The organism is Bradyrhizobium barranii subsp. barranii, from assembly GCF_017565645.3.
Lineage (GTDB): Bacteria > Pseudomonadota > Alphaproteobacteria > Rhizobiales > Xanthobacteraceae > Bradyrhizobium > Bradyrhizobium barranii.
Genome location: NZ_CP086136.1, coordinates 10,332,705 through 10,352,440, shown reverse-complemented (window position 1 = coordinate 10,352,440; position 19,736 = coordinate 10,332,705). Strand labels below are relative to the sequence as shown.

General features: G+C 64.5%; 19 protein-coding genes. 10 read left to right on the top strand and 9 right to left on the bottom strand.

The features are described 5' to 3' along the window. Positions 1 to 65: 65 nt before the first annotated feature. A complete protein-coding gene (locus tag J4G43_RS50260) occupies positions 66 to 1,322 on the bottom strand; it encodes an aspartate kinase (RefSeq protein ID WP_063980571.1) in 1,257 nt (418 codons plus the stop codon). A gap of 175 nt (positions 1,323 to 1,497) precedes the next feature. On the opposite strand from J4G43_RS50260, the gene J4G43_RS50255 reads away from it, so the two are divergent. From J4G43_RS50255 to J4G43_RS50240, 4 genes are all read left to right on the top strand, one after another. Further along, positions 1,498 to 1,965 carry a PH domain-containing protein gene (locus J4G43_RS50255; protein WP_071908493.1) on the top strand — a complete coding sequence of 156 codons (468 nt, stop codon included), beginning with the start codon at positions 1,498 to 1,500 and terminating at the stop codon, positions 1,963 to 1,965. Between the two features lie 14 nt (positions 1,966 to 1,979). Then, entirely contained in the window at positions 1,980 to 2,753 is a 774-nt protein-coding gene (gene ubiG, locus J4G43_RS50250; protein ID WP_071908492.1) for a bifunctional 2-polyprenyl-6-hydroxyphenol methylase/3-demethylubiquinol 3-O-methyltransferase UbiG, read from the top strand. A 94-nt stretch (positions 2,754 to 2,847) separates the two neighbouring features. Next, complete coding sequence (locus tag J4G43_RS50245; RefSeq protein WP_208083496.1) at positions 2,848 to 3,129, top strand: GIY-YIG nuclease family protein; 282 nt, start codon at positions 2,848 to 2,850, stop codon at positions 3,127 to 3,129. A 263-nt stretch (positions 3,130 to 3,392) separates the two neighbouring features. Next, positions 3,393 to 4,292 (top strand): EamA family transporter, encoded by a 900-nt coding sequence (locus tag J4G43_RS50240; RefSeq protein ID WP_208083495.1) that lies wholly within the window; start codon positions 3,393 to 3,395, stop codon positions 4,290 to 4,292. Here the strand turns inward: J4G43_RS50240 and J4G43_RS50235 are convergent. Genes J4G43_RS50235 through J4G43_RS50220 form a run of 4 tightly spaced genes read right to left on the bottom strand, consistent with a single transcriptional unit; the run spans position 4,289 to position 6,763 of the window. After that, complete coding sequence (locus tag J4G43_RS50235; RefSeq protein ID WP_208083494.1) at positions 4,289 to 4,771, bottom strand: DUF1178 family protein; 483 nt, start codon at positions 4,769 to 4,771, stop codon at positions 4,289 to 4,291. The genes J4G43_RS50240 and J4G43_RS50235 overlap by 4 nt on opposite strands. Then, positions 4,768 to 5,646, bottom strand: a complete 879-nt coding sequence (locus J4G43_RS50230; RefSeq protein WP_208083493.1) for a carbon-nitrogen hydrolase family protein — start codon at positions 5,644 to 5,646, stop codon at positions 4,768 to 4,770. The genes J4G43_RS50235 and J4G43_RS50230 overlap by 4 nt, the downstream gene beginning before the upstream one ends. After that, complete coding sequence (gene grxC, locus J4G43_RS50225) at positions 5,643 to 5,918, bottom strand: glutaredoxin 3 (protein ID WP_063980577.1); 276 nt, start codon at positions 5,916 to 5,918, stop codon at positions 5,643 to 5,645. The genes J4G43_RS50230 and grxC overlap by 4 nt, the downstream gene beginning before the upstream one ends. 35 nt (positions 5,919 to 5,953) lie before the next feature. Next, positions 5,954 to 6,763, bottom strand: a complete 810-nt coding sequence (locus tag J4G43_RS50220) for a ComF family protein (RefSeq protein WP_208083492.1) — start codon at positions 6,761 to 6,763, stop codon at positions 5,954 to 5,956. A 220-nt stretch (positions 6,764 to 6,983) separates the two neighbouring features. Between J4G43_RS50220 and J4G43_RS50215 the strand changes: the two genes are divergently transcribed. Further along, on the top strand, positions 6,984 to 7,850 hold the full coding sequence (locus J4G43_RS50215; RefSeq protein WP_208083491.1) for a methyltransferase domain-containing protein: 867 nt from the start codon (positions 6,984 to 6,986) through the stop codon (positions 7,848 to 7,850). A 135-nt stretch (positions 7,851 to 7,985) separates the two neighbouring features. Here the strand turns inward: J4G43_RS50215 and J4G43_RS50210 are convergent, their stop codons facing one another. From J4G43_RS50210 to J4G43_RS50200, 3 genes are all read right to left on the bottom strand, one after another. Then, complete coding sequence (locus J4G43_RS50210) at positions 7,986 to 8,396, bottom strand: (deoxy)nucleoside triphosphate pyrophosphohydrolase (protein ID WP_208083490.1); 411 nt, start codon at positions 8,394 to 8,396, stop codon at positions 7,986 to 7,988. Positions 8,397 to 8,407: 11 nt separating this feature from the next. After that, positions 8,408 to 9,649 carry a bifunctional glutamate N-acetyltransferase/amino-acid acetyltransferase ArgJ gene (gene argJ, locus J4G43_RS50205; protein WP_208083489.1) on the bottom strand — a complete coding sequence of 414 codons (1,242 nt, stop codon included), beginning with the start codon at positions 9,647 to 9,649 and terminating at the stop codon, positions 8,408 to 8,410. A 99-nt stretch (positions 9,650 to 9,748) separates the two neighbouring features. Then, complete coding sequence (locus J4G43_RS50200) at positions 9,749 to 10,669, bottom strand: peptidylprolyl isomerase (protein WP_063980581.1); 921 nt, start codon at positions 10,667 to 10,669, stop codon at positions 9,749 to 9,751. A gap of 354 nt (positions 10,670 to 11,023) precedes the next feature. On the opposite strand from J4G43_RS50200, the gene secA reads away from it, so the two are divergent. Continuing rightward, complete coding sequence (secA, locus tag J4G43_RS50195) at positions 11,024 to 13,864, top strand: preprotein translocase subunit SecA (protein ID WP_208083488.1); 2,841 nt, start codon at positions 11,024 to 11,026, stop codon at positions 13,862 to 13,864. A gap of 231 nt (positions 13,865 to 14,095) precedes the next feature. Here secA and J4G43_RS50190 read toward each other — a convergent pair whose 3' ends face one another. Further along, complete coding sequence (locus J4G43_RS50190) at positions 14,096 to 14,530, bottom strand: MarR family winged helix-turn-helix transcriptional regulator (protein WP_014490415.1); 435 nt, start codon at positions 14,528 to 14,530, stop codon at positions 14,096 to 14,098. Between the two features lie 179 nt (positions 14,531 to 14,709). Here J4G43_RS50190 and J4G43_RS50185 point away from each other — a divergent pair, with 179 nt between their 5' ends. The 4 genes from J4G43_RS50185 (at position 14,710) to J4G43_RS50170 (ending at position 19,734) form a co-directional block, all read left to right on the top strand. Beyond that, positions 14,710 to 15,894, top strand: a complete 1,185-nt coding sequence (locus J4G43_RS50185; protein ID WP_208083487.1) for a substrate-binding domain-containing protein — start codon at positions 14,710 to 14,712, stop codon at positions 15,892 to 15,894. A 151-nt stretch (positions 15,895 to 16,045) separates the two neighbouring features. Beyond that, positions 16,046 to 17,560 carry an amidase gene (locus tag J4G43_RS50180; protein ID WP_208083486.1) on the top strand — a complete coding sequence of 505 codons (1,515 nt, stop codon included), beginning with the start codon at positions 16,046 to 16,048 and terminating at the stop codon, positions 17,558 to 17,560. Between the two features lie 96 nt (positions 17,561 to 17,656). Then, positions 17,657 to 18,514, top strand: a complete 858-nt coding sequence (locus tag J4G43_RS50175) for a branched-chain amino acid ABC transporter permease (protein ID WP_063980618.1) — start codon at positions 17,657 to 17,659, stop codon at positions 18,512 to 18,514. 2 nt (positions 18,515 to 18,516) lie between these two features. Continuing rightward, a complete protein-coding gene (locus J4G43_RS50170) occupies positions 18,517 to 19,734 on the top strand; it encodes a substrate-binding protein (protein ID WP_208083485.1) in 1,218 nt (405 codons plus the stop codon). Positions 19,735 to 19,736 lie beyond the last annotated feature (2 nt).

Sequence of the window (19,736 nt, the reverse complement as noted above, 5' to 3'; positions counted from 1 at the left end):
ACGCCTGCCAAACGCGAAGGTGTGTACACCTTCGCGTTTGCTGCGACCGCTAAGAGAAAATTCGTCTAGGCCTGATCGAGACCGTAGAGCGTGTGTAGGGTGCGCACGGCAAGCTCGGTATAGGCGGTGTCGATCAAAACCGAGAATTTGATCTCGGAGGTTGTGATGGCCCGGATGTTGATATTCCGTCCGGCGAGGGCCGAGAATGCCTGGGCGGCGACGCCGGCATGGCTGCGCATACCGCTGCCGATTACCGATATCTTGGCGACGTCGGTGGCGGTATCGAGCCGGGCATAGCCGATCTTGCCCTTGGCGGCCGTGATCGTGTCCTTGGCGCGGGTGTAGTCGGCCGCCGGCACCGTGAAGGTGAGATCGGTGGTCTTGCCGTCCTCGGAGACGTTCTGCACGATCATGTCGACGTTGATGTTGGCATCCGCCAGCGGGCCGAAGATCGACGCTGCCACGCCGGGCTTGTCCTCGATCTGGCGTACCGAGATCTGGGCCTCGTCCTTCGAAAAGGCGATGCCGGTGACGACGTGGCTTTCCATGATCTCCTCCTCGCTGCAGATCAGCGTGCCGGGCGGCTGGTTGGCATGCGGGTCGATATCCTCGGGCTTGTCGAAGCTCGAGCGGACGAAGATCGGCATGTTGTGGACCATGCCGAGTTCCACCGAGCGGACCTGGAGCACTTTTGCGCCCTGGGAGGCCAGTTCCAGCATGTCTTCGAACGCGATCTTGTCGAGGCGGCGGGCCTTCGGCACGATTCGCGGGTCGGTGGTGTAGACGCCGTCGACATCGGTGTAGATGTCGCAGCGGTCGGCCTTGACGGCGGCGGCGATCGCCACGGCCGAGGTGTCGGAGCCGCCGCGGCCGAGCGTGGTGATGCGATTGGTCTCGGGATTGATGCCTTGGAAGCCGGCGATGACCGCGACCTCCTTGCGCTCCCGGAAGCGCTTGATGATCTCGCTGCCGTCGATGTCCTCGATTCGGGCCGAGGCATGGGCGTCGCTGGTCTTGATCGGGATCTGCCAGCCCTGCCATGAGCGGGCCTGGATGCCCATGCCCTGAAGCACGATGGCGAGCAGGCCCGACGTCACCTGTTCGCCGGAGGCGACAACGGCGTCGTATTCGCGCGCGTCGTGCATCGGCGAGGCCTCGGTGCACCAGGCCACCAGCTCGTTGGTTTTGCCGGACATCGCCGAGACGACCACGGCCACTTCGTGGCCGGCGTCGACCTCACGCTTCACATGGCGTGCGACGTTGCGGATACGTTCGATATTGGCGACGGACGTGCCGCCGAATTTCATCACGAGGCGGCTCATGACGACGCGTGCATTCCCTCATAAGGATCAGTATGGTGACCCGCACCGGACGGGTGCCGGCGGACACCGACCGCGCGTATACATAGCGGCGGGGCCGGGGGCAAGCGGGTTCCTGCGGGGGGGCAGGGTAAGGTCCGACCTAAGGTCGGGCTTGGGGTATGGGTTAACCGAGATCATGGCGCGTTATATCGACGAGATCCTGCAACCGGGCGAGCGGGTGCTGTATTCGACCAATGCGCACTGGATCTTCTATTTTCCGGCCATCGTGGCCTGGATCGTGGCTCTCGCCTTTCTCGTCCTGATGCCGCAGGCCACGGCCGATGGCCTCAGGGTGCTGTGCCTCATAGCCGCCGGCGTCGTGGCTTTGGCCGCCCTTTACTGGACCATCAAGGGCTGGTTCCATCGCTTCACGACCGAGACCGACGTCACCAACTTGCGGGTTGTGCACAAGACGGGGTTCATCAAGCGCCGGACCTTTGAAATGGCGCTGGACAAGGTCGAGAGTGTCGACGTCGACCAGTCGATTCTTGGACGTATTCTCAACTACGGCGACGTGACGATTCGCGGCGTTGGCGAGGGGATCGAAAAGATCACGACCGTCGACACGCCGCTCGCCTTCCGTAGTTCGATCACCACGCGGTAGGACCGCGCCTAACCATGAGCATGCAGCAAAATACTTCCGCAACCGCCACCGCCCAGCCGGGCTCGACCGTCGACGCCGCCGAGATCGCGAAATTCTCGAAACTTTCGGCCGAGTGGTGGGACCCCAACGGCAAGATGGCCCCGCTGCACCGGATCAACCCGCTGCGGCTCGGCTATATCCGCGACGCCGCCTGCCGCAAGTTCGAGCGCAACGTGCGCAGCCTCAACTGCCTCGGCGGCCTGCGCGTGCTCGACATCGGCTGCGGCGCCGGCCTGTTGTGCGAGCCGCTGTCGCGCCTCGGTGCCCAGGTCATCGGCGTCGATCCCTCGGTCAGCAACATCGCCGCCGCGAAGCTGCATGCCGACAAGAGCCATCTGTCGATCGATTACCGCTGCACCACGGTCGAGGAGATCGACCCGCGCGAGCGCTTCGACATCGTGCTGGCGATGGAAGTGGTCGAGCACGTCGTCGATGTTGGCGTTTTCCTCAAGCGCTGCGCGGCGCTGCTGAAGCCGAACGGGCTGATGGTGGTCTCGACGCTGAACCGGAACTGGAAGAGCTTTGCGCTCGCCATCGTCGGCGCCGAATACGTCCTGCGCTGGCTGCCGCGCGGCACCCATGAATGGAACAAGTTCGTCACCCCCGACGAGCTGACCAAATATCTTCTGGACAACCGTCTCGTCATCACCGAGCAGACCGGCGTCGTCTACTCACCCTTCGCCGACAAATGGACCCTCTCGTCGGATATGGACGTGAACTACATGGTCGTGGCGGAAGGGATGGTGTGATGTTCCGAGCTGGTCACTCACGGGCAGGTGTCGTCCCTGCGAACGCAGGGACCCATAACCACCGGCCGATCTAGTTAAGACAGGTGGTCCGAGCATGTACTACGTCTACATCCTCGCCAGCCGCCACCACGGAACGCTCTATATCGGCATTACCAACTCACTCCAGAAACGGCTGGAAGAGCATCGAACTGGCAAAGGCTCGCAGTTCGTCAAGCGTTACGGCGTGCACCGGCTTGTCTACACCGAGGCCTATGAGCGGGCAGAGGAGGCGATTGCCCGTGAAAAGCAACTCAAGCGCTGGAAACGCGACTGGAAGATCGAACTGATCGAGCGGGAAAATCCCGAGTGGCGCGACCTGAGCAATCTGTTGGTTTAACACGCCGGCCGCGCCGAACCCCAATTGTCGTCCCTGCGAACGCAGGGACCCATACCGCGGAATCTATCGGTGGCGGACGGTGGTGGATGCGCGGGCTCGCAGCTTTCGTAAAACTGCTCCTTGGGGTTATGGGTCCCTGCGTTCGCAGGGACGACAGTGTGCTTGTTGCGAGAGCATCGCACCCATGACGCCCATGTGGTTGACCAGTGAGTCTGTTCCCGTCACGCTAATCAACCTACCTTCCTAACCAATCCGCCACCCGCATGCTCACCATCGCCAGCCTCTGGATTCCCTTCACCGTCATTGCTGCGCTCGGCCAGGTCGCGCGCAATGCGATGCAGCGGTCGTTGACGAAGCCGCTGGGGACCTGGGGCGCGACCAATATCCGCTTCCTGTTCGGCTTCCCGTTCTCGCTGCTGTTTCTGGGCGTGGTGCTGGTCGCGACCGGTGATCACCTCGGCATGCCGCCGACCGTGTTCTGGCCCTGGCTGTTGCTCGGGGCGCTCAGCCAGATCGTTGCGACCGGGCTGATGCTGCTCGCGATGAACGATCGCTCCTTCGTGGTAACGACGGCCTACCTCAAGACCGAGGCGATCCAGACCGCGATTTTCGGCTTCGTCTTCCTCGGCGATCATCTCACCTGGCTCAAGGTGCTGGCGATCGTGATCGCGACTGTCGGCGTCGTCATCACGGCCCTGCGGCCCGGCGGCGAGAAGAGCTTTGCCGAGCTGAAGCCGACCATCACCGGTCTCGTCGCGGCTGCTGCGTTCGCGTTGTCAGCGGTCGGTTTTCGCGGCGCGATCATCAACGTGCCTGATGTCTCCTTCGTGACGGCGGCGTCGTTCACGCTGGTGCTCGGTCTGTTCGTGCAGACGCTGGTGCTGACGATCTATCTGCTCTGGCGCGCGCCAAAGGTGCTCCAGTCGATCCTGGGATTGTGGAAGCCGTCGCTGCTCGCAGGCTTCATGGGCGCGTTCGCCTCGCAATTCTGGTTCCTGGCCTTCGCGCTGACGGCCGCCGCCAACGTCCGCACGCTCGCTTTGATCGAGGTGCTGTTCGCGCAAGGCGTGGCGTATTACTCGTTCAAGCAGCCGATCGCGCCGCGCGAGATTTTTGGTATCGCGCTGATCGTGGTCGGCGTTGCGGTGCTGGTGGGGGCCTAGTTCCTATCTTCCGGCAGCGTCGGCAGCGGGGACACCTCGATGCCTTCGTCGATCAGCGACTTGGCCTCGTCGGGCGAAGCCTCGCCATAGATCGGGCGGTGCTCCTTGTCGCCGTAATGCATCGCGCGGGCTTCATTCGCAAAGCGCTCGCCGACATTGTCGGCGTGCTTGACGATGTGATCGCGCAGCTCCTTGAGCTTGGTGCGCAACTCGCGCTCCTGCGCCATCATCAGCGAGGTCGGTCCCGACGGCGCGGCCTCGGGCGCAGGCGTTGAAGCCGGCTCCGGCGGCGGCGTCGCCCGTCCGCGGCCCTTCTTGCCGATGATCCGCGGGGCCATGATCGCCTTTTCGACCTTGGCCGAGCCGCAGATCGGGCAAGTCACGAGCTTGCGCTTCACCTGCGAATCATAAGCCGACGAGCTCTGGAACCAGCTTTCGAATGCGTGGCTTTGGTCGCAGTGGAGCGCGTAGCGGATCATGCCGATCCCCGCACGAGGTGGAGATGGTCCGGCCCGGCCTTGGGATCGGCGACGCCGAAGCGGCGGCCGTGCTGGAGCGAGGGGATCGCGCGGCGGGCGGTCTCGACCTTGGCCGGGTCGATCTTGGCCATGATGATACCGGGCTCGACATCGCCCTCGGCGAGGATCTCGCCCCAGGGATCGATGATCAGCGAGTGACCATAGGTCTCGCGCTTGTTCTCATGCAGGCCGGCCTGTGCCGCTGCGAAGATGAAGCAGCCGGTCTCGATCGCGCGCGAGCGCAGCAGGATGTGCCAGTGTGCCTCACCGGTCTTGCGGGTGAAGGCCGAGGGCACCGTGATGAAATACGCGCCGCTCTCGGCCAGCGCGCGGTAGAGCGCGGGGAAGCGCACGTCGTAGCAGATCGTCAGCCCGACGCGGCCCCAGGGCAGGTCGGAGATCACGGCGGTCTCGCCCGGCTGGTAGTTGGCGGATTCGCGATAGCTCTCGCCGTCCGGCAACTCGATGTCGAACATGTGGATCTTGTCGTAGCTCGCGAGCACATTGCCCTCGGGGCCAATCAGGAAGGACCGGTTGACCGCCTTCTCCGGCGAGAAGCGCAGCGCCAGCGATCCGACATGGATGTGGATCTTCAGCTCGGCCGCGAGCGCGCGATAGGCCCTTAGCGAGGTGTCGTCCTCTTCGCTCTGGAGGTGCTCGAACAACGCCTTTCGGTTGAGCTGCATCATGTTGCTGACTTCGGGCGTCTGCACGTAGTCGGCGCCGTTGGCGGCAGCCTGCCGGATCAGCCTGGTGGCCTGCGCGAGGCTCGGCTCGGGCATCAGGCCGGTGCGCATCTGGATCATCGCGGCGGTGAAGGTGCGATCCTCGCTCATGACACCGCCTTTACGCTTTCGAGCAGGCCGTCGAGCTTGCCCTCGCGGTCGAGCGCATAGAGCTCGTCGCAACCGCCGACATGGGTTCCGCCGATCCAGATCTGCGGGAAAGTCGAGCCCCCGCCGGCGCGGTCGTACATCTCTTCGCGCCAGGACGGGTTCCTGGCGATGTCGAACTCAGTGAAGGTTGCCTTCTTGCGGGTCAGCAGCGATTTGGCGGCGGAACAATAGCCACAGCCCGGCCTGGTGTAGATCTCGACAGCGTCGGTCATGTCGTGTGGCGCTCTCATGTCATGAAGTCATTGAATTATATGGGACGGGGGCCGCTCTCGACAACCCGGGCGAACACCAGCACGTCCACCTGGGCCGCCTTGGCGCGCAGCAGGGCCCGCGCACAGGCGTCCAGCGTCGCCCCCGAGGTGAGGACATCGTCGATCAGGACGATGCGGCGGCCCTGGATTTCCGCCTGGCGGTCGGGGGATACCTGGAATGCACCCTGCACATTGGTGGCGCGCTGGGTCCGCGACAGGCCGATCTGCTGCTCGGTCGCGCGCACCCGGCGCAGCACTTCGCCGCACACCCTGACACCGCTCTGCCGCGCGATGATGCGCGCCAGCGCCCCGGACTGGTTGTAGCGGCGGCGCCACGCCCTGCGCCAATGCAGGGGCACCGGCACCAGCATGTCGGCTCCGGTGAGCAGTTCGGCGCCCGCGCGCGCCATCCAGCGGCCCATGGCCGGCGCCAGATCGGTACGGTCCTGGTATTTCAGCGCATGCACCAGCGTGCGCGCGACGTCGTCATAGCGCACCGCCGCGCGTGCACGCTGGTAAGCCGGCGGGCTCGCGATCGCCTCCATCGACAGCATCTCGGGGCCGGGATCATAGACGAAGGGAATGCCGAGGCGCGGGCAATAGGGCCGTTCGATGAACGACAGCCGCGCCCAGCAGGACGCGCAGACGCCCTCGCCATCGACCGGCTCCCGGCAGGACACGCACAGCGTCGGCAGCGCAATGTCGAGCGCGAGCCGTGCGGCGCGTGACAGCACGTGGCGGCCGGCCGTCCACGCGGCACGCAACGGCGCGGCGATGGAGCGGGTGGGGGCGGCGTCGGCTTCCATGGGGAGAGGCTAGCGTTCTGTTTACGGGGGCTCAAGCCACACTCTCGCGCCCCGGACGCAGCGCAGCGCTCCCGGCGATGCGAAGCATCGTCCAGTGCGGTGCGCTGCAGAGCCGGGGCCCATCTCGCCGCATCGTGCGGTGGTGCCTTCTGGGTCCCGGCTCTGCGCAGCAGCGCTAAGAGCGCCGCAGCGCGTCCGGGACACGAGAGAGGAGATTGCCATGGCGGTCGTGATCGGCGTAACCAGCGGCATGGCCCAGACCCCGCAAACCCCGCCCGCTCTGTTCGATCGCGCATTGCTGCATGCGCGGCAGCAGCGCGCACATGCGCAGGGCGAGGTGACATTCCTGCTCGATCGTGTTGCAGAGGACATGACCGACCGGCTGGCCGCCGTGATGCGGGAGTTTCACGCTGCGGCCGATCTCTGGACGCCCGGAGAGGGGCTCACGGGGCCGCCATCACTTCGGCGGATCGCGCTCGACGAAGCGGGCGCGGAAAAACTGCCCTTTGCCCCGGAAAGTCTCGACCTCGTCGTCTCGGCGCTGGCGCTGCAATTCGTCAACGACCTGCCGGGGGTGCTTGCGCAGGTGCGGCGTGCGCTGAAGCCGGACGGATTGCTGCTCGCAGCGATGATCGGCGGCGACAGCCTGACCGAGCTGCGCCAGGCCTTTGCGGCGGCCGAAGCCGAATGCGAGGGCGGCGTGTCGCCGCGCGTGGCCCCGTTCGCGGATTTGCGCGACATCGGCGCGTTGTTGCAGCGGGCGGGCTTTGCGCTTCCGGTCACCGATGTCGACCGTGTCGTGGTGCGCTACGCCAATGCATTTGCGCTGATGCAGGATCTCCGCCGCATGGGCGCGGCCAATGTGCTGATCGAGCGGCGGCGCACGCCGACGCCCCGCGCGACGCTGCTGCGGATGGCCGAAATCTACGCCGAACGCTTTGCGGATGCCGACGGCCGCATCCGTGCGACATTCGACATCATCTGGCTCTCCGGCTGGGCCCCGCATGCGAGCCAGCAGCAGCCGCTGAAGCCGGGGTCGGCGAAAGCGAGCCTGGCGGAGGCGGTGAAGAAGGCGGGGAAGGAGTGATCCTGGTGAGGAGGGGCGTAAGGCGCGCTTAGCGGACGATGCTTCGCATCGCGGCGAGAACCATGCAGGCCCGCTCTTGCCGTGTGGCCATCCTTCGAGACGCGCGCGCTGCGCTCCTCAGGATGAGGTCCGTACTCACATCAGCAAATCGATCAGATGCGGGATCAGCGGAATGTCCGCGGGCGGCATCGGGTAGTCGCGCAGCTTGTTGGCGCGGACCCAGGCCAGGGTCTGGCCTTCGCGCGGGGTGACCAGCCCCTCCCAGCGCCGGCAGATGTAGAGCGGCATCAGCAGGTGAAACGTCTCGTAGCCGTAGCTCGCAAAGGTCAACGGCGCCAGGCACGGTTCGGCGACGGTGATGCCGAGCTCTTCATGCAGCTCGCGGACCAGGCTCAGCTCCGGCCGCTCGCCGGGCTCACACTTGCCGCCGGGGAATTCCCAGAGGCCCGCAAGCGTCTTGCCCTCCGGGCGCTGCGCGATCAGGACGCGCTTGTCGGCGTCGACGAGCGCGCAGGCCACCACCAATGTCAGTTTGAGATCGGCCATCGGCGTTCGGTTTAAGACCTGTAATCCCCGTTGATCGCGACATACTCCTTCGTCAGGTCACAGGTCAGCACGCGGTCGCGACCCTTGCCGAGGCCGAGCGAGACCTTGATGGCGATTTCCGGGGCCTTCATCGCTTCCGACACCTGCGCCTCGTCATAGGACGGATCGCGCGCGCCGCTCTTGGCGACGCGGATGCCGTTGAAGGAGATCGAGAGCTTGTCGCGATCGGCCGGCTCGCCGGCCTTGCCGACCGCCATCACCACGCGGCCCCAATTGGCGTCCTCGCCGGCGATTGCGGTCTTGACCAGCGGCGAGTTCGCAATCGACATCGCGATCTTGCGAGCCGACGCCTTGGTCTTGGCGCCTTCCACGGTGATCTCGACCAGCTTGCGCGCGCCTTCGCCGTCGCGGGCGACCTGCTCGGAGAGATTGGCGAGCACCTGGTTGAAGGCTTTCACGAAGGCCTTCAGGCGGGGGTCGCTCGCGCGGCTGATCTTTGGTGCGCCGTGCTCGGCGGCGGCGCCGGTGGCGAAGGCCAGCAGCGTATCCGAGGTCGAGGTGTCGCCGTCGATCGTCACCGCGTTAAAGGTGTCTTCGACGCCGCTCTTGAGCAACGCTTGAAGGGCGGCAGGTGCGATCGGCGCGTCGGTGAAGATGAAGGACAGCATCGTCGCCATGTCGGGGGCGATCATGCCGGCGCCCTTGGCCATGCCATTGATGGTGACCTTGGCCTTGCCGAGCTTGACGGTTGCGGTCGCGACCTTCGGGAAGGTATCGGTGGTCATGATCGCCTTGGCCGCGGTGAGATAGTCGCCGGGCTCGGCCGTCTCGGCCAGCCGGCCGAGCACACCGTCGAACTTGGTCGCGTCCAGCGGCTCGCCGATCACGCCGGTCGAGGCCAGGAAGATCTCGCCCTCGCTGCATCCGACCGCCTTGGCCGCGATCTTCGCGGTCAGCGCGGTGGAGCTGCGCCCGGTCTTGCCGGTGAATGCATTGGCGTTGCCGGAATTCACCACCAGCGCGCGCGCCTTGCCGCCCTTCAGCTTGGCGCGGCACCATTCGACCGGGGCGGACGGGCATTTCGACCTGGTGAAGACGCCCGCGACCGCGGTGCCCTTGTCCATTACCGCCAGCAGCACGTCGGTGCGGTTCTTGTAGCGGATGCCGGCTTCGGCCGTCGCAAGGCGGACGCCCGCGATCACGGGCATGTCGGGGACAGTTTTGGGGGCGAGCGGGGAGACGGAGGAGGACATCGGGGCGCCTTGGTGAGGTCTGGATATGCAGATGGCCGGGCATTTGCCCGGCCATTGCGACGTTAGATACTATTGGCGTCCGCGAAGTGACAGCAATTCTTACTTCTTCGCGGGGGGCGCCATCTTGCTGTCGGAGGGCTTGGCAGGGTCGGCCGGCTTGGCATCCGGTTTGGCATCCGCTGCCGGCTGGTCCGTCCGCTCGACCTTGGCTTCCGCGCGGAGCTTGGCGACGTAGTCGGCCTGGGCCTTGCGGGTGACGTACTGCTCGATCTGGGCCTTGACCTGCTCGAAGTCCGGCGCCTTGCGGTTGCGCTTTTCCTCGACCTTGATGATGTGCCAGCCGAACTGCGACTTCACGGGATCGGAGATCTTGCCCGGCTCCAGCGTGAAGGCCACGGCCGAGAACTCCGGCACCATCTGCTCCTTGGTGAAGAAGCCGAGGTCGCCGCCATCGGCGGAGCCCGGATCCTTGGACTTCTTCTTGGCGAGTTCGGCGAAATCGGCGCCCTTGTCGAGCTCGGCCTTCACCGCCTTAGCCTCGTCCTCGGTCTCGACCAGGATGTGGCGGGCGCGGACCTCCTGCTCGCCGGTGATCTGCTTGGAGGCCTCCTCATAGACCTTCTTCATGGCGTCGGGGGTGGTGGCGGCCTTGCCTTCGTTGGCGAGCAGGCTGTCCATCAGCAGGCGGTTCCGGGCGAACGCCAGGCGCTTCTTGAACTCGTCGCCGTCGGCGACCTTCTTGTCCTCGGCAGCCTTGCTGACGATCTTCATGTCGATCAGGAAGGACAGCACGTTCTCGTCCTTGGTCGCCGGGTCCATCTGGGCGAGGCTCGCCCCGAGTTCCTCCTCGGCCATGGCAACGTCGCTCTTCTTGATTTCCGCGCCATTGACCTTCGCCAGCACCGGATCGTCGGCAGCCCGGCCGGGACCCGCGATCAGCGCCAACGCAAGGCAGCCCACGAGGGCGGTGGCGAGGCCGAAGCGCAGGCCGGTTTTGGTTACCGGGAACGAGGTGGTCATGGAAAATCCTTTTGTTGAAGCAGGGGGCTGCTCTAGCGGGGCGGACACTCGCCCAATTCAGGGGGGCTTGGCAACGCGAAAAGTCTGTCAAAATGATGAATTAGCCGCAATGCGCCCGCCGTTGACAAGGCCCTGACCGGGCCATATCTCTGCCCGGTCGCGACCATGGCGATGGCGTTTATTTTGCTGCGTTTTTGGCCGTTGAACCCAGACTTGCCCAATTCCCACCCATATGGCGGATGACCCCCCGCAGTCCGGGCTCTGTCGCCATCAGGCGTCACGGTGAGTTGATAGGCAGGGGGGTGACAACTTCTTGGCTGCAACGCGGTTGAATCGCGAACACAGGAACTAGGCATGATCGGCGCGCTCGCCCGCAAGTTTTTCGGCTCCGCCAACGACCGGCGGGTGAAGGGATACCAGTCCCGCGTCAACGCGATCAACGCGCTGGAGCCGGAGGTTTCGAAACTCTCCGACGAGGCACTGAAGGCCCGCACCGTCGAGTTCAAGAAACAGCTCGCCGAGGGCAAAACGCTCGACGATCTGCTGGTGCCGGCCTTCGCCACCGTGCGCGAAGCCGCCAAGCGCACGCTCGGCCAGCGTCATTTCGACGTCCAGTTGATCGGCGGCATCGTGCTGCACGAGGGCGACATCGCCGAGATGAAGACCGGCGAAGGCAAGACGCTGGTCGCAACGCTCGCGGTCTATCTCAACGCGCTCGCCGGCAAGGGCATTCACGTCGTCACCGTCAACGACTACCTCGCCCGCCGCGACTCCGGCTGGATGGGCCAGATCTACGGCTTCCTCGGCCTGACCACCGGCGTGATCGTGCACGGCCTGGACGATGCCGAGCGCAAGGCCGCCTATGCCTGCGACATCACCTACGGCACCAACAACGAGTACGGCTTCGACTATTTGCGCGACAACATGAAGTACCGGCTCGAGGACATGGTCCAGCGGCCGCACTTCTACGCCATCGTCGACGAGGTCGACTCGATCCTGATCGACGAAGCGCGCACGCCGCTGATCATCTCCGGCCCGCTCGACGACCGTTCCGACTTCTACAACACGATCGACGGCTTCCTGCCCAAGCTCGACAAGAGCGACTACGACGTCGACGAGAAGCAGCGCACGGTGACGCTGACCGAAGGCGGCATGGAGAAGATCGAGACGTTGCTGCGCGACGCCGGCCAGCTCAAGGGCGAGTCGCTCTACGACGTCGAGAACGTTTCCGTCGTGCACCACATCAACCAGGCGCTGCGCGCCCACACGCTGTTCACGCGCGACAAGGACTACATCGTCCGCGACGACGAGGTCGTCATCATCGACGAGTTCACGGGACGCATGATGGCCGGCCGACGTTATTCGGAAGGCCTGCATCAGGCGCTTGAAGCCAAGGAGCATGTCCAGGTTCAGCCGGAAAACCAGACGCTGGCCTCGATCACCTTCCAGAACTATTTCCGGATGTACGAAAAGCTCGCCGGCATGACCGGCACGGCGCTAACCGAAGCCGACGAACTCTTCGACATCTACAAGCTCGAAGTCGTGGAGATCCCGACCAACGTGCCGGTCGGCCGCCTCGACGAGGACGACGAGGTCTATCGTACCCAGAACGAGAAATACGCCGCGATCCTGGCCGAGATCGAGCGCGCCAATGCGCGGCTGCAGCCGGTGCTGGTCGGCACCGCCTCGATCGAAAAATCGGAAGTGATCGCCGAATACCTCAAGAAGCACGGCTACCGGCAGATCGATTTCGGCAACGAGAATTCGATGCAGAAGCTGTACGCCGCGGCCCGCGCCGGCAAGCCGGCAAAACTGTTCGCGGTGCTGAACGCGCGCTTCCACGAGCAGGAAGCCTATATCGTCGCGGAAGCCGGCGTGCCCGGCGCGATCACGATCGCCACCAACATGGCCGGCCGCGGTACCGACATCAAGCTCGGCGGCTCGCTCGAGATGCGGATCCAGCAGGAGACTGCCGGCATCGAGGACGAGGCGGAGAAGGCGAAGAAGATCGAGCAGATCAAGGCCGACATCGAGCACTTCCGCGAGATCGTGCTGAAGGCCGAGGAAGAGGTCGAGATCGAGCCGGCGAAGGGCTCGAAGCCCGCCAAGACCGTGAAGAAGCCCGGCGGCCTCTACATCATGGGATCCGAGCGTCACGAATCCCGCCGCATCGACAATCAGCTGCGCGGCCGTTCCGGCCGTCAGGGCGACCCCGGCCGCTCGAAGTTCTTCCTGTCGCTGGAAGACGATCTGATGCGCATCTTCGGCTCGGATCGCCTCGACAGCATGCTGCAGCGTCTCGGCCTCAAGGAAGGCGAGGCGATCATCCATCCCTGGATCAACAAGGCGCTCGAGAAGGCGCAGCAGAAGGTCGAGGCGCGCAACTTCGACATCCGCAAGAACCTGCTCAAGTTCGACAACGTCCAGAACGACCAGCGCAAGGTGATCTTCGACCAGCGCGTCGACCTGATGAAAGACGACAGCGTCGCCGAGACCGTTACCGACATGCGCCACGCCTTCATCGACGACCTCGTCGCCAAGCACGTGCCCGAGCATGCCTATGCCGAGCAGTGGGATGTCGCCGGCCTGAAGGAAGAGCTGAAGCGCGTGCTCGATCTCGACCTGCCGGTCGACGACTGGGCCAAGGAAGAGGGCATCGCCGACGAGGAGCTGCTCACCCGCATCGAGACCAAAGCCGACGAGCACATGGCGGCCAAGGTCGGGCAATGGGGTCCCGACGTGATGCGTTACGTCGAGAAGACCATTCTGCTCCAGACGCTCGACCATCTCTGGCGCGAGCATCTGATCATGCTCGACCATCTGCGCCAGGTCATCGGCCTGCGTGGTTACGGCCAGCGCGATCCGTTGCAGGAGTACAAGACCGAGGCTTTCAATCTCTTCCAGGAGATGAGCGCGCATCTGCGCGAGGCCGTCACGGCGCAGCTGATGCGCGTCGAGATCGTCCCGCCGGAGCAGGAAGCTCCTGTCCTGCCGCCGATGGAAGCGCACAAGTTCGACCCCAACACCGGCGAGGACGAAATGGCGCTCGCCAGCGTCACGCTCGGTGCGCAGGCTTCCGACGCAGCGCTTCGCGATCCGAAGAACCCCGCAAGCTGGGGCAAGGTCGGCCGCAACGAGGATTGCCCGTGCGGCTCAGGCAAGAAGTACAAGCACTGCCACGGGCGGTACGCGTAGCCGTTAGCTTCGCTGTCGCGCGGGTGTGAGGCGCTATACTCGCGCCTCACGCTCCACTGTCGTCGCCCGGCTCGACCGGGCGACCCAGTACGCCGCGGCCTCTCGGTTGAATCACTAGCGTCTCTGGAATACTGGATCGCCCGCTTTCGCGGGCGATGACGGCTGTGTGTGTGGCGATTTGCGCCACGCCCTCACGAGATGAAGTGTTGCGAGAGCGCGCCAAGCCAACGCTCAATTCGAGCTGTCGATCAAGCTCTCCAGCAGCCGCTTCAATTCGCTCGTCGATTTGTCGCCATAGCTTTCCAGGATGTGCTCCTCCTGGTCGACCGCGAGCGAGTTGAGCTTCTTGCACAGCACCTTGCCGCGGTCGGAGATGAACATCAGCACCTTGCGGCGGTCGTTCGGGTCCTGCACGCGATAGACCAGCGTGTCGGAGACCATGCGGTCGATCATCTTGGTCAGCGTCGGATGATTGAGCAGCACCGCGTCCGCGAGTTCGCCCATTGAGTGGCCATCGCCGTCCGACAACACCTTAAGGATGCGCCACTGCTCGACGGGAACGCCTTCCTTGCTCAGCCGCAGTTCCAGCTGCCGGTTGATCTCCCGGTTGGCTTGCGCGAGCAGGTAGGCGAGGTGTTCGGTGATCGGGGAGTTCGGTTTTGCCACGGCTAAGACTTCGTCTTGACCCAAATGAGTGAATGTCTTGCAATCAATGCTGCTTCTATATGCACTTCAATTGTTGAATATTCAATATTTTCAAAATAGGATGTTTGCCTAACAAAAGGGCGGATGCCGTGGCCGCCTGCTCATTGTGCTTTCAGGTCTGGTGCCAGACAGGAGTTGGCGTGCACGCGACGGTAAACTTCCCGGCTCACGGCAGTCCGGCGATGCCGCCGTCCTTGCTGCTGAGGAATCTGTCGTCGTCGGGAGCCGATAGCTCGCTGTCGCCGGGCGATCATGCTTTCCTCAGGCGGCGTGGCGCGAACAAGCTGCGCATCGGCGGCTTCATCTGCTGCACGGGATCGCCGGGTGTATGGGGCCCCTGCGCGACCAACAGCGCGCAACTCGCCGTTGCCGAGATCAACAAGCGCGGCGGCATCCTCGGCCGCGAGATCGAGCTGTCGATCTACGACGCCGGCGGGCCGCTCGACGAGGTGCTGAACCGCGCCGAGCAGGCGATCGCATTCGACGAGGTTGATCTCATCGTCGGGCTGCACACCAGCGCGGTCCGCGTCGGCTTGCGCGACGTCACCACGCGTCACCGCATCCCCTACATCTATACGCCGGTCTACGAAGGCGGCGAGCGTACGCCCGGCGTGATGGCGATCGGCGAGACGCCGCGCTGGCAGAGCCGGCCGTCGATCCACTGGCTTGCCGACGTCAAAAAGGCGTCGCGCTGGTACCTGATCGGCAGCGATTACGTCTGGCCCTGGCAGTCGCACCGCGCCGTGAAGAACTACATCAGGGAAACCGGCGGCCACGTCGTCGGCGAGGAGTTCGTCCCTCTCGGCGAGGACAATCACGAGCCGCATTTGGCGCGCATCCGTGCCGCGCGGCCCGATGTCGTGCTGATCTCGCTGATCGGCACCGACAGCGTCACCTTCAATCGTGCTTTCGGCGAATGCGGGCTCGGCGCCACGACGCTGCGGCTGGCGGGGGCCATGGACGAGACGGTGCTGCTCGGCATCGGCGCCGACAACAGCGAGAACATGTTCTGCGCATCCGGCTATTTCTCCGGCATCGGCTCGCGGGCCAATGACGACTTCCAGATCCGCTATCGCGCGATGTTCGGGCCGAATGCCCCGCCGATCGGCTCGCTTGGCCAGTCCAGCTATGAAGGCCTGCGTTTCCTCGAAGCCGTGGCGAAAAAGGCAGGTTCGCTGTCGATGGCGCCCATGCTCGCGGCGGGTCGCAACATCGTTTATGGCGGCGCGCGCGGCCCGGTCGTCGTTCGCAACGGCCACGCCCGCATGCAGATGTATCTCGCGGAGGCCGACGGCCTCGACTTCAAGCTGATCAAGTCGGTCTGAGCCTGCTGCGGCAATCCGGACAGCCCCATCTCAAAATAATACTTGAAAAGGAAAATATTTCCGCTTTGAATGTTTCAGCAGGGCCGCTGCGCGCGTCGCGCCAATCGCGGCCGCGCGCAGGGACCGTACCAAGAAACTTCAGGAGAGCGCCGTGACAGTTGTCCTTCCCACGCCTGCCCAACTTCTTGACGTCGCCAAGCAGTGCGGCCTTTCGCTGACCGATGCCGATGTCGCCTCGTTCCGCGGCCTGATGCAGGGCTCGATCGAGGCCTATAATCTCGTCGGCGCGATGCCGGACGAAGTGCCGGAGGTCAAATATCCGCGCACGCCGGGCTACCGGCCCTCGCCCGAGGAGAACCCGCGCAACGCCTGGTACCGCAAGTCGATCGTGAAGGGTGCGGCGAGCGGCAAGCTCAAGGGCAAGACCGTCGCGCTGAAGGACAACATCATGCTCGCCGGCGTGCCCATGATGAACGGCTCGGCGACGCTGGAGGGCTATGTCCCCGATTTCGACGCCACCATCGTCACGCGCATGCTCGATGCCGGCGCCGAGATCGCCGGCAAGGTGCATTGCGAATCCTTCTGCATGTCCGGCGGCAGCCACACCGGCGCGGTCGGTGCCGTGCATAATCCGCACAAGATGGGCTATTCGGCCGGCGGCTCGTCCTCTGGTTCCGGCGTCGTCGTCGCGCTCGGCGAGGTCGACATGGCGATCGGCGGCGACCAGGGCGGCTCGATCCGCATGCCATCCTCGTTCTGCGGCACCTACGGCATGAAGCCGACCTGGGGACTCGTCCCCTACACCGGCATCATGCCGATCGAGGTCTTCGTCGACCACACCGGTCCGATGACCGCGACCGTCGCCGACAATGCGCTGCTGCTCGAAGTGCTCGCCGGCGACGACGGCTACGATCCCCGCATCAAGTCGCCGAAGGTCGAGGAGTACACCAAGGCGCTCGGCCAGGGCGTCAAGGGCATGAAGATCGGCATCCTCAAGGAAGGCTTTGAGCAGGCGAACGCGGAAGCCGCCGTCAACGAAAGCGTCCGCGAGGCGGCCAAGCGCTTCAAGGATCTCGGCGCCACGGTCGAGACCGTTTCGATCCCGATGCATCTCGTCGGCCCCGCGATCTGGACGCCGATCGGCACGGAGGGCATGACCCAGACCATGATGTATGGCGATGGCTATGGCCTGAGCCGTTCCGACCTCTACTCGACCTCGCTGATGGACTTCCATCGCGGCTGGCGCCGGCAGGCGGATTCGCTGTCGGAGACGACAAAACTGTTCCTGATGCTCGGGACCTACATCAACAATAGCTTCGGTCCCCGCTATTACGGCAAGGCCCTCAACATCTCGCGTCGCTTGACCGCGGCCTATGACAAGGCATTCGGCGAATACGACCTGCTGCTGCTGCCGACCACGCCGATGAAGGCGACCAAGCTGCCGGAGCCCACCGCAAGCCGCGAAGACTATGTCGCCCGCGCGCTGGAGATGATCTCCAACACCGCGCCGTTCGACATCACCCATCACCCCGCGATGTCGCTGCCCTGCGGCATGGTCGACGGCCTGCCCGTCGGCCTGATGCTGGTCGGCCGCATGTTCGAGGAATCCACCATCTACCGCGCCGCCCATGCCTTCGAGCAGATCGGCGACTGGAAGAAGATGTGAGAGAGGAACTAATGCAGACGGACGGAGCAGAGCGTCTTCAAGCGAAGTGGATACCGGTTCGCGTCGAGAAAACGCGTCAAAGCAAGAATCCATCGCATGGCTAACGCGTTCGTCGCGGCGTTCGAGATCCTGAGCTTCGGCGCGATCATCGTCCTGATCGTGCTGGGGCTCGGGATCATCGCCAGCATGATGGGCATCTTCAACTTCGCGCAAGGCGAGTTCGTCCTGCTCGGGGCCTACATCACCTATCTCGCCTACGCCAAGGGCCTGCCGATCTGGGCCGGCATGGTCGCGGCGCCGTTTGTGGTCGGTGCGCTCGGCTTCGTGCTGGAGGCGCTGATCATCCGCCGCTTCTACGCCGCGCCGATCGTGGCGATGCTCGGCACCTATGCGCTCGGCCTGATCATCCGCGAATCGGTGCGCGGCCTGATCGGCGGCTTCTATCTGACCGTGCCCGAGCCGATCGGCGGCTCGATCGATATCGGCGCCATGCATATCTCGGCCTGGCGCTTCACCATCATCGTCATCACGCTCCTGGTGATGGCGGGCTGTTACCTCCTGCTGTCGCGCACGAGTTTTGGCCTGCGCATGCGCGCCACCCTGGAAAATCCCTCGCTGGCGCGGGCCTCAGGCATTTCCACGCCCCTGATGTACGGCGCCACGTTTGCGTTCGGCTCCGCGCTCGCCGGCCTTGCCGGTGCGCTGATCGTGCCGGTGTTCAGCCTGTACGCCGATCTCGGCCTGCGCTTCCTGATCCAGGGTTTTGTCGCGGTGATGGTCGGCGGCGTCGGCTCCTTCATCGGACCGGTGGCGGGCGCCGGCGTGATCGGCACCCTCAGCGCCGCGCTGCCATGGGTGATGGCGCCCGTCGTCGCCGACGTCCTCGTCTTCGTGCTCGCCATTGTCTTCATCAAATTTCGGCCACAGGGCCTCATCGCTGGAAAAGGGGTTTAGTCATGTTCGATCGTACTCAGCTTTCGCGTCGCCGCTTCCTCTCCAATCTTGCCTTTACCACCGGCGCGGTCGCGACCGGCGTCGGCAGCTGGGTGATCCCGGCGCCTTGGGCGAACGCGGCGGAAGGCCCGATCAAGGTCGGTAGCGCGACCGACCTCACCGGCCCGATCGCCTATGCCGGCAATGCCGACGCCAATGTCGCCAAGATGGTGATCAAGGAGATCAACACGGCCGGTGGTCTGCTCGGCCGTCCGCTCGAGCTCTATATCGAGGACACTGCCTCGAACGAATCCGTCGCCGTCGGCAACGTCCGAAAACTGATCCAGCGCGACAAGGTCGACATGGTGCTGGGCGGCATCACCTCGTCGATGCGCAACGCGATCAAGGACCCGATCGTGGCGCGCGGCAAGACGCTCTACATCTATCCGCAGCTCTACGAAGGCAAGGAGTGCACGCCCTACCTGTTCTGCACCGGACCGACGCCGGCGCAGCAGTGTGACGAGTTCATCCCCTGGCTGATCAAGAACGGTGGCAAAAAGTTCGCGCTACCGAGCGCCAACTATGTCTGGCCGCACACGCTCAACGTCTACGCCCGCAAGGTCATTGAGGCGAACGGCGGCGAGGTCGTGTTCGAGGAATATTACCCGCTCGACCAGATCGACTTCTCATCGACGGTCAACCGCATCATCTCCAACAAGGTCGACGTCTTTTTCAACACCGTCATTCCGCCGGGCGTCGGCCCGTTCTTCAAGCAGCTCTATGAAGCGGGCTTCCTCAAGAACGGCGGGCGCCTGGCCTGCGTCTACTATGACGAGAACACGCTCAACATCAACCAGGCCGCCGAGATCGAGGGGCTCGCAAGCTGTCTCGACTATTTCAAGGTGCTGACCAAGGAGAACCCGTTCGACGCAAAAATCCAGGCGGCGTATGAGAAGGACTTTCCGGGCAACTTCCTGTTCGCGGCCGGCAGTGCCGCGACCGGCACCTATCGCGGCCTCAAGCTTTGGGAAGCGGCCGTGAAGGAAGCCGGCAAGGTCGATCGCGACTCGGTTGCCGCCGCGCTCGATCACGCCAAGATCGCCGAAGGCCCGGGCGGGCCGGCCGAGATGGTGCCAGGCAAGCGGCACTGCAAGATGAAGATGTACACCGCCGTCGCCAAGGGCGGGAACTACGAGATCGTCGGACGCAGCGACGGGCTCGTCGATCCCAAGGAATGCTGAGG

Excerpts from the sequence above, each read along its gene's own strand:
- J4G43_RS50260 (WP_063980571.1), bottom strand. The coding sequence starts at position 1,322 with ATGAGCCGCCTCGTGATGAAATTCGGCGGCACGTCCGTCGCCAATATC.
- J4G43_RS50255 (WP_071908493.1), top strand. The coding sequence starts at position 1,498 with ATGGCGCGTTATATCGACGAGATCCTGCAACCGGGCGAGCGGGTGCTG.
- ubiG (WP_071908492.1), top strand. The coding sequence starts at position 1,980 with ATGAGCATGCAGCAAAATACTTCCGCAACCGCCACCGCCCAGCCGGGC.
- J4G43_RS50245 (WP_208083496.1), top strand. The coding sequence starts at position 2,848 with ATGTACTACGTCTACATCCTCGCCAGCCGCCACCACGGAACGCTCTAT.
- J4G43_RS50240 (WP_208083495.1), top strand. The coding sequence starts at position 3,393 with ATGCTCACCATCGCCAGCCTCTGGATTCCCTTCACCGTCATTGCTGCG.
- J4G43_RS50235 (WP_208083494.1), bottom strand. The coding sequence starts at position 4,771 with ATGATCCGCTACGCGCTCCACTGCGACCAAAGCCACGCATTCGAAAGC.
- J4G43_RS50230 (WP_208083493.1), bottom strand. The coding sequence starts at position 5,646 with ATGAGCGAGGATCGCACCTTCACCGCCGCGATGATCCAGATGCGCACC.
- grxC (WP_063980577.1), bottom strand. The coding sequence starts at position 5,918 with ATGACCGACGCTGTCGAGATCTACACCAGGCCGGGCTGTGGCTATTGT.
- J4G43_RS50220 (WP_208083492.1), bottom strand. The coding sequence starts at position 6,763 with ATGGAAGCCGACGCCGCCCCCACCCGCTCCATCGCCGCGCCGTTGCGT.
- J4G43_RS50215 (WP_208083491.1), top strand. The coding sequence starts at position 6,984 with ATGGCGGTCGTGATCGGCGTAACCAGCGGCATGGCCCAGACCCCGCAA.
- J4G43_RS50210 (WP_208083490.1), bottom strand. The coding sequence starts at position 8,396 with ATGGCCGATCTCAAACTGACATTGGTGGTGGCCTGCGCGCTCGTCGAC.
- argJ (WP_208083489.1), bottom strand. The coding sequence starts at position 9,649 with ATGTCCTCCTCCGTCTCCCCGCTCGCCCCCAAAACTGTCCCCGACATG.
- J4G43_RS50200 (WP_063980581.1), bottom strand. The coding sequence starts at position 10,669 with ATGACCACCTCGTTCCCGGTAACCAAAACCGGCCTGCGCTTCGGCCTC.
- secA (WP_208083488.1), top strand. The coding sequence starts at position 11,024 with ATGATCGGCGCGCTCGCCCGCAAGTTTTTCGGCTCCGCCAACGACCGG.
- J4G43_RS50175 (WP_063980618.1), top strand. The coding sequence starts at position 17,657 with ATGGCTAACGCGTTCGTCGCGGCGTTCGAGATCCTGAGCTTCGGCGCG.
- J4G43_RS50170 (WP_208083485.1), top strand. The coding sequence starts at position 18,517 with ATGTTCGATCGTACTCAGCTTTCGCGTCGCCGCTTCCTCTCCAATCTT.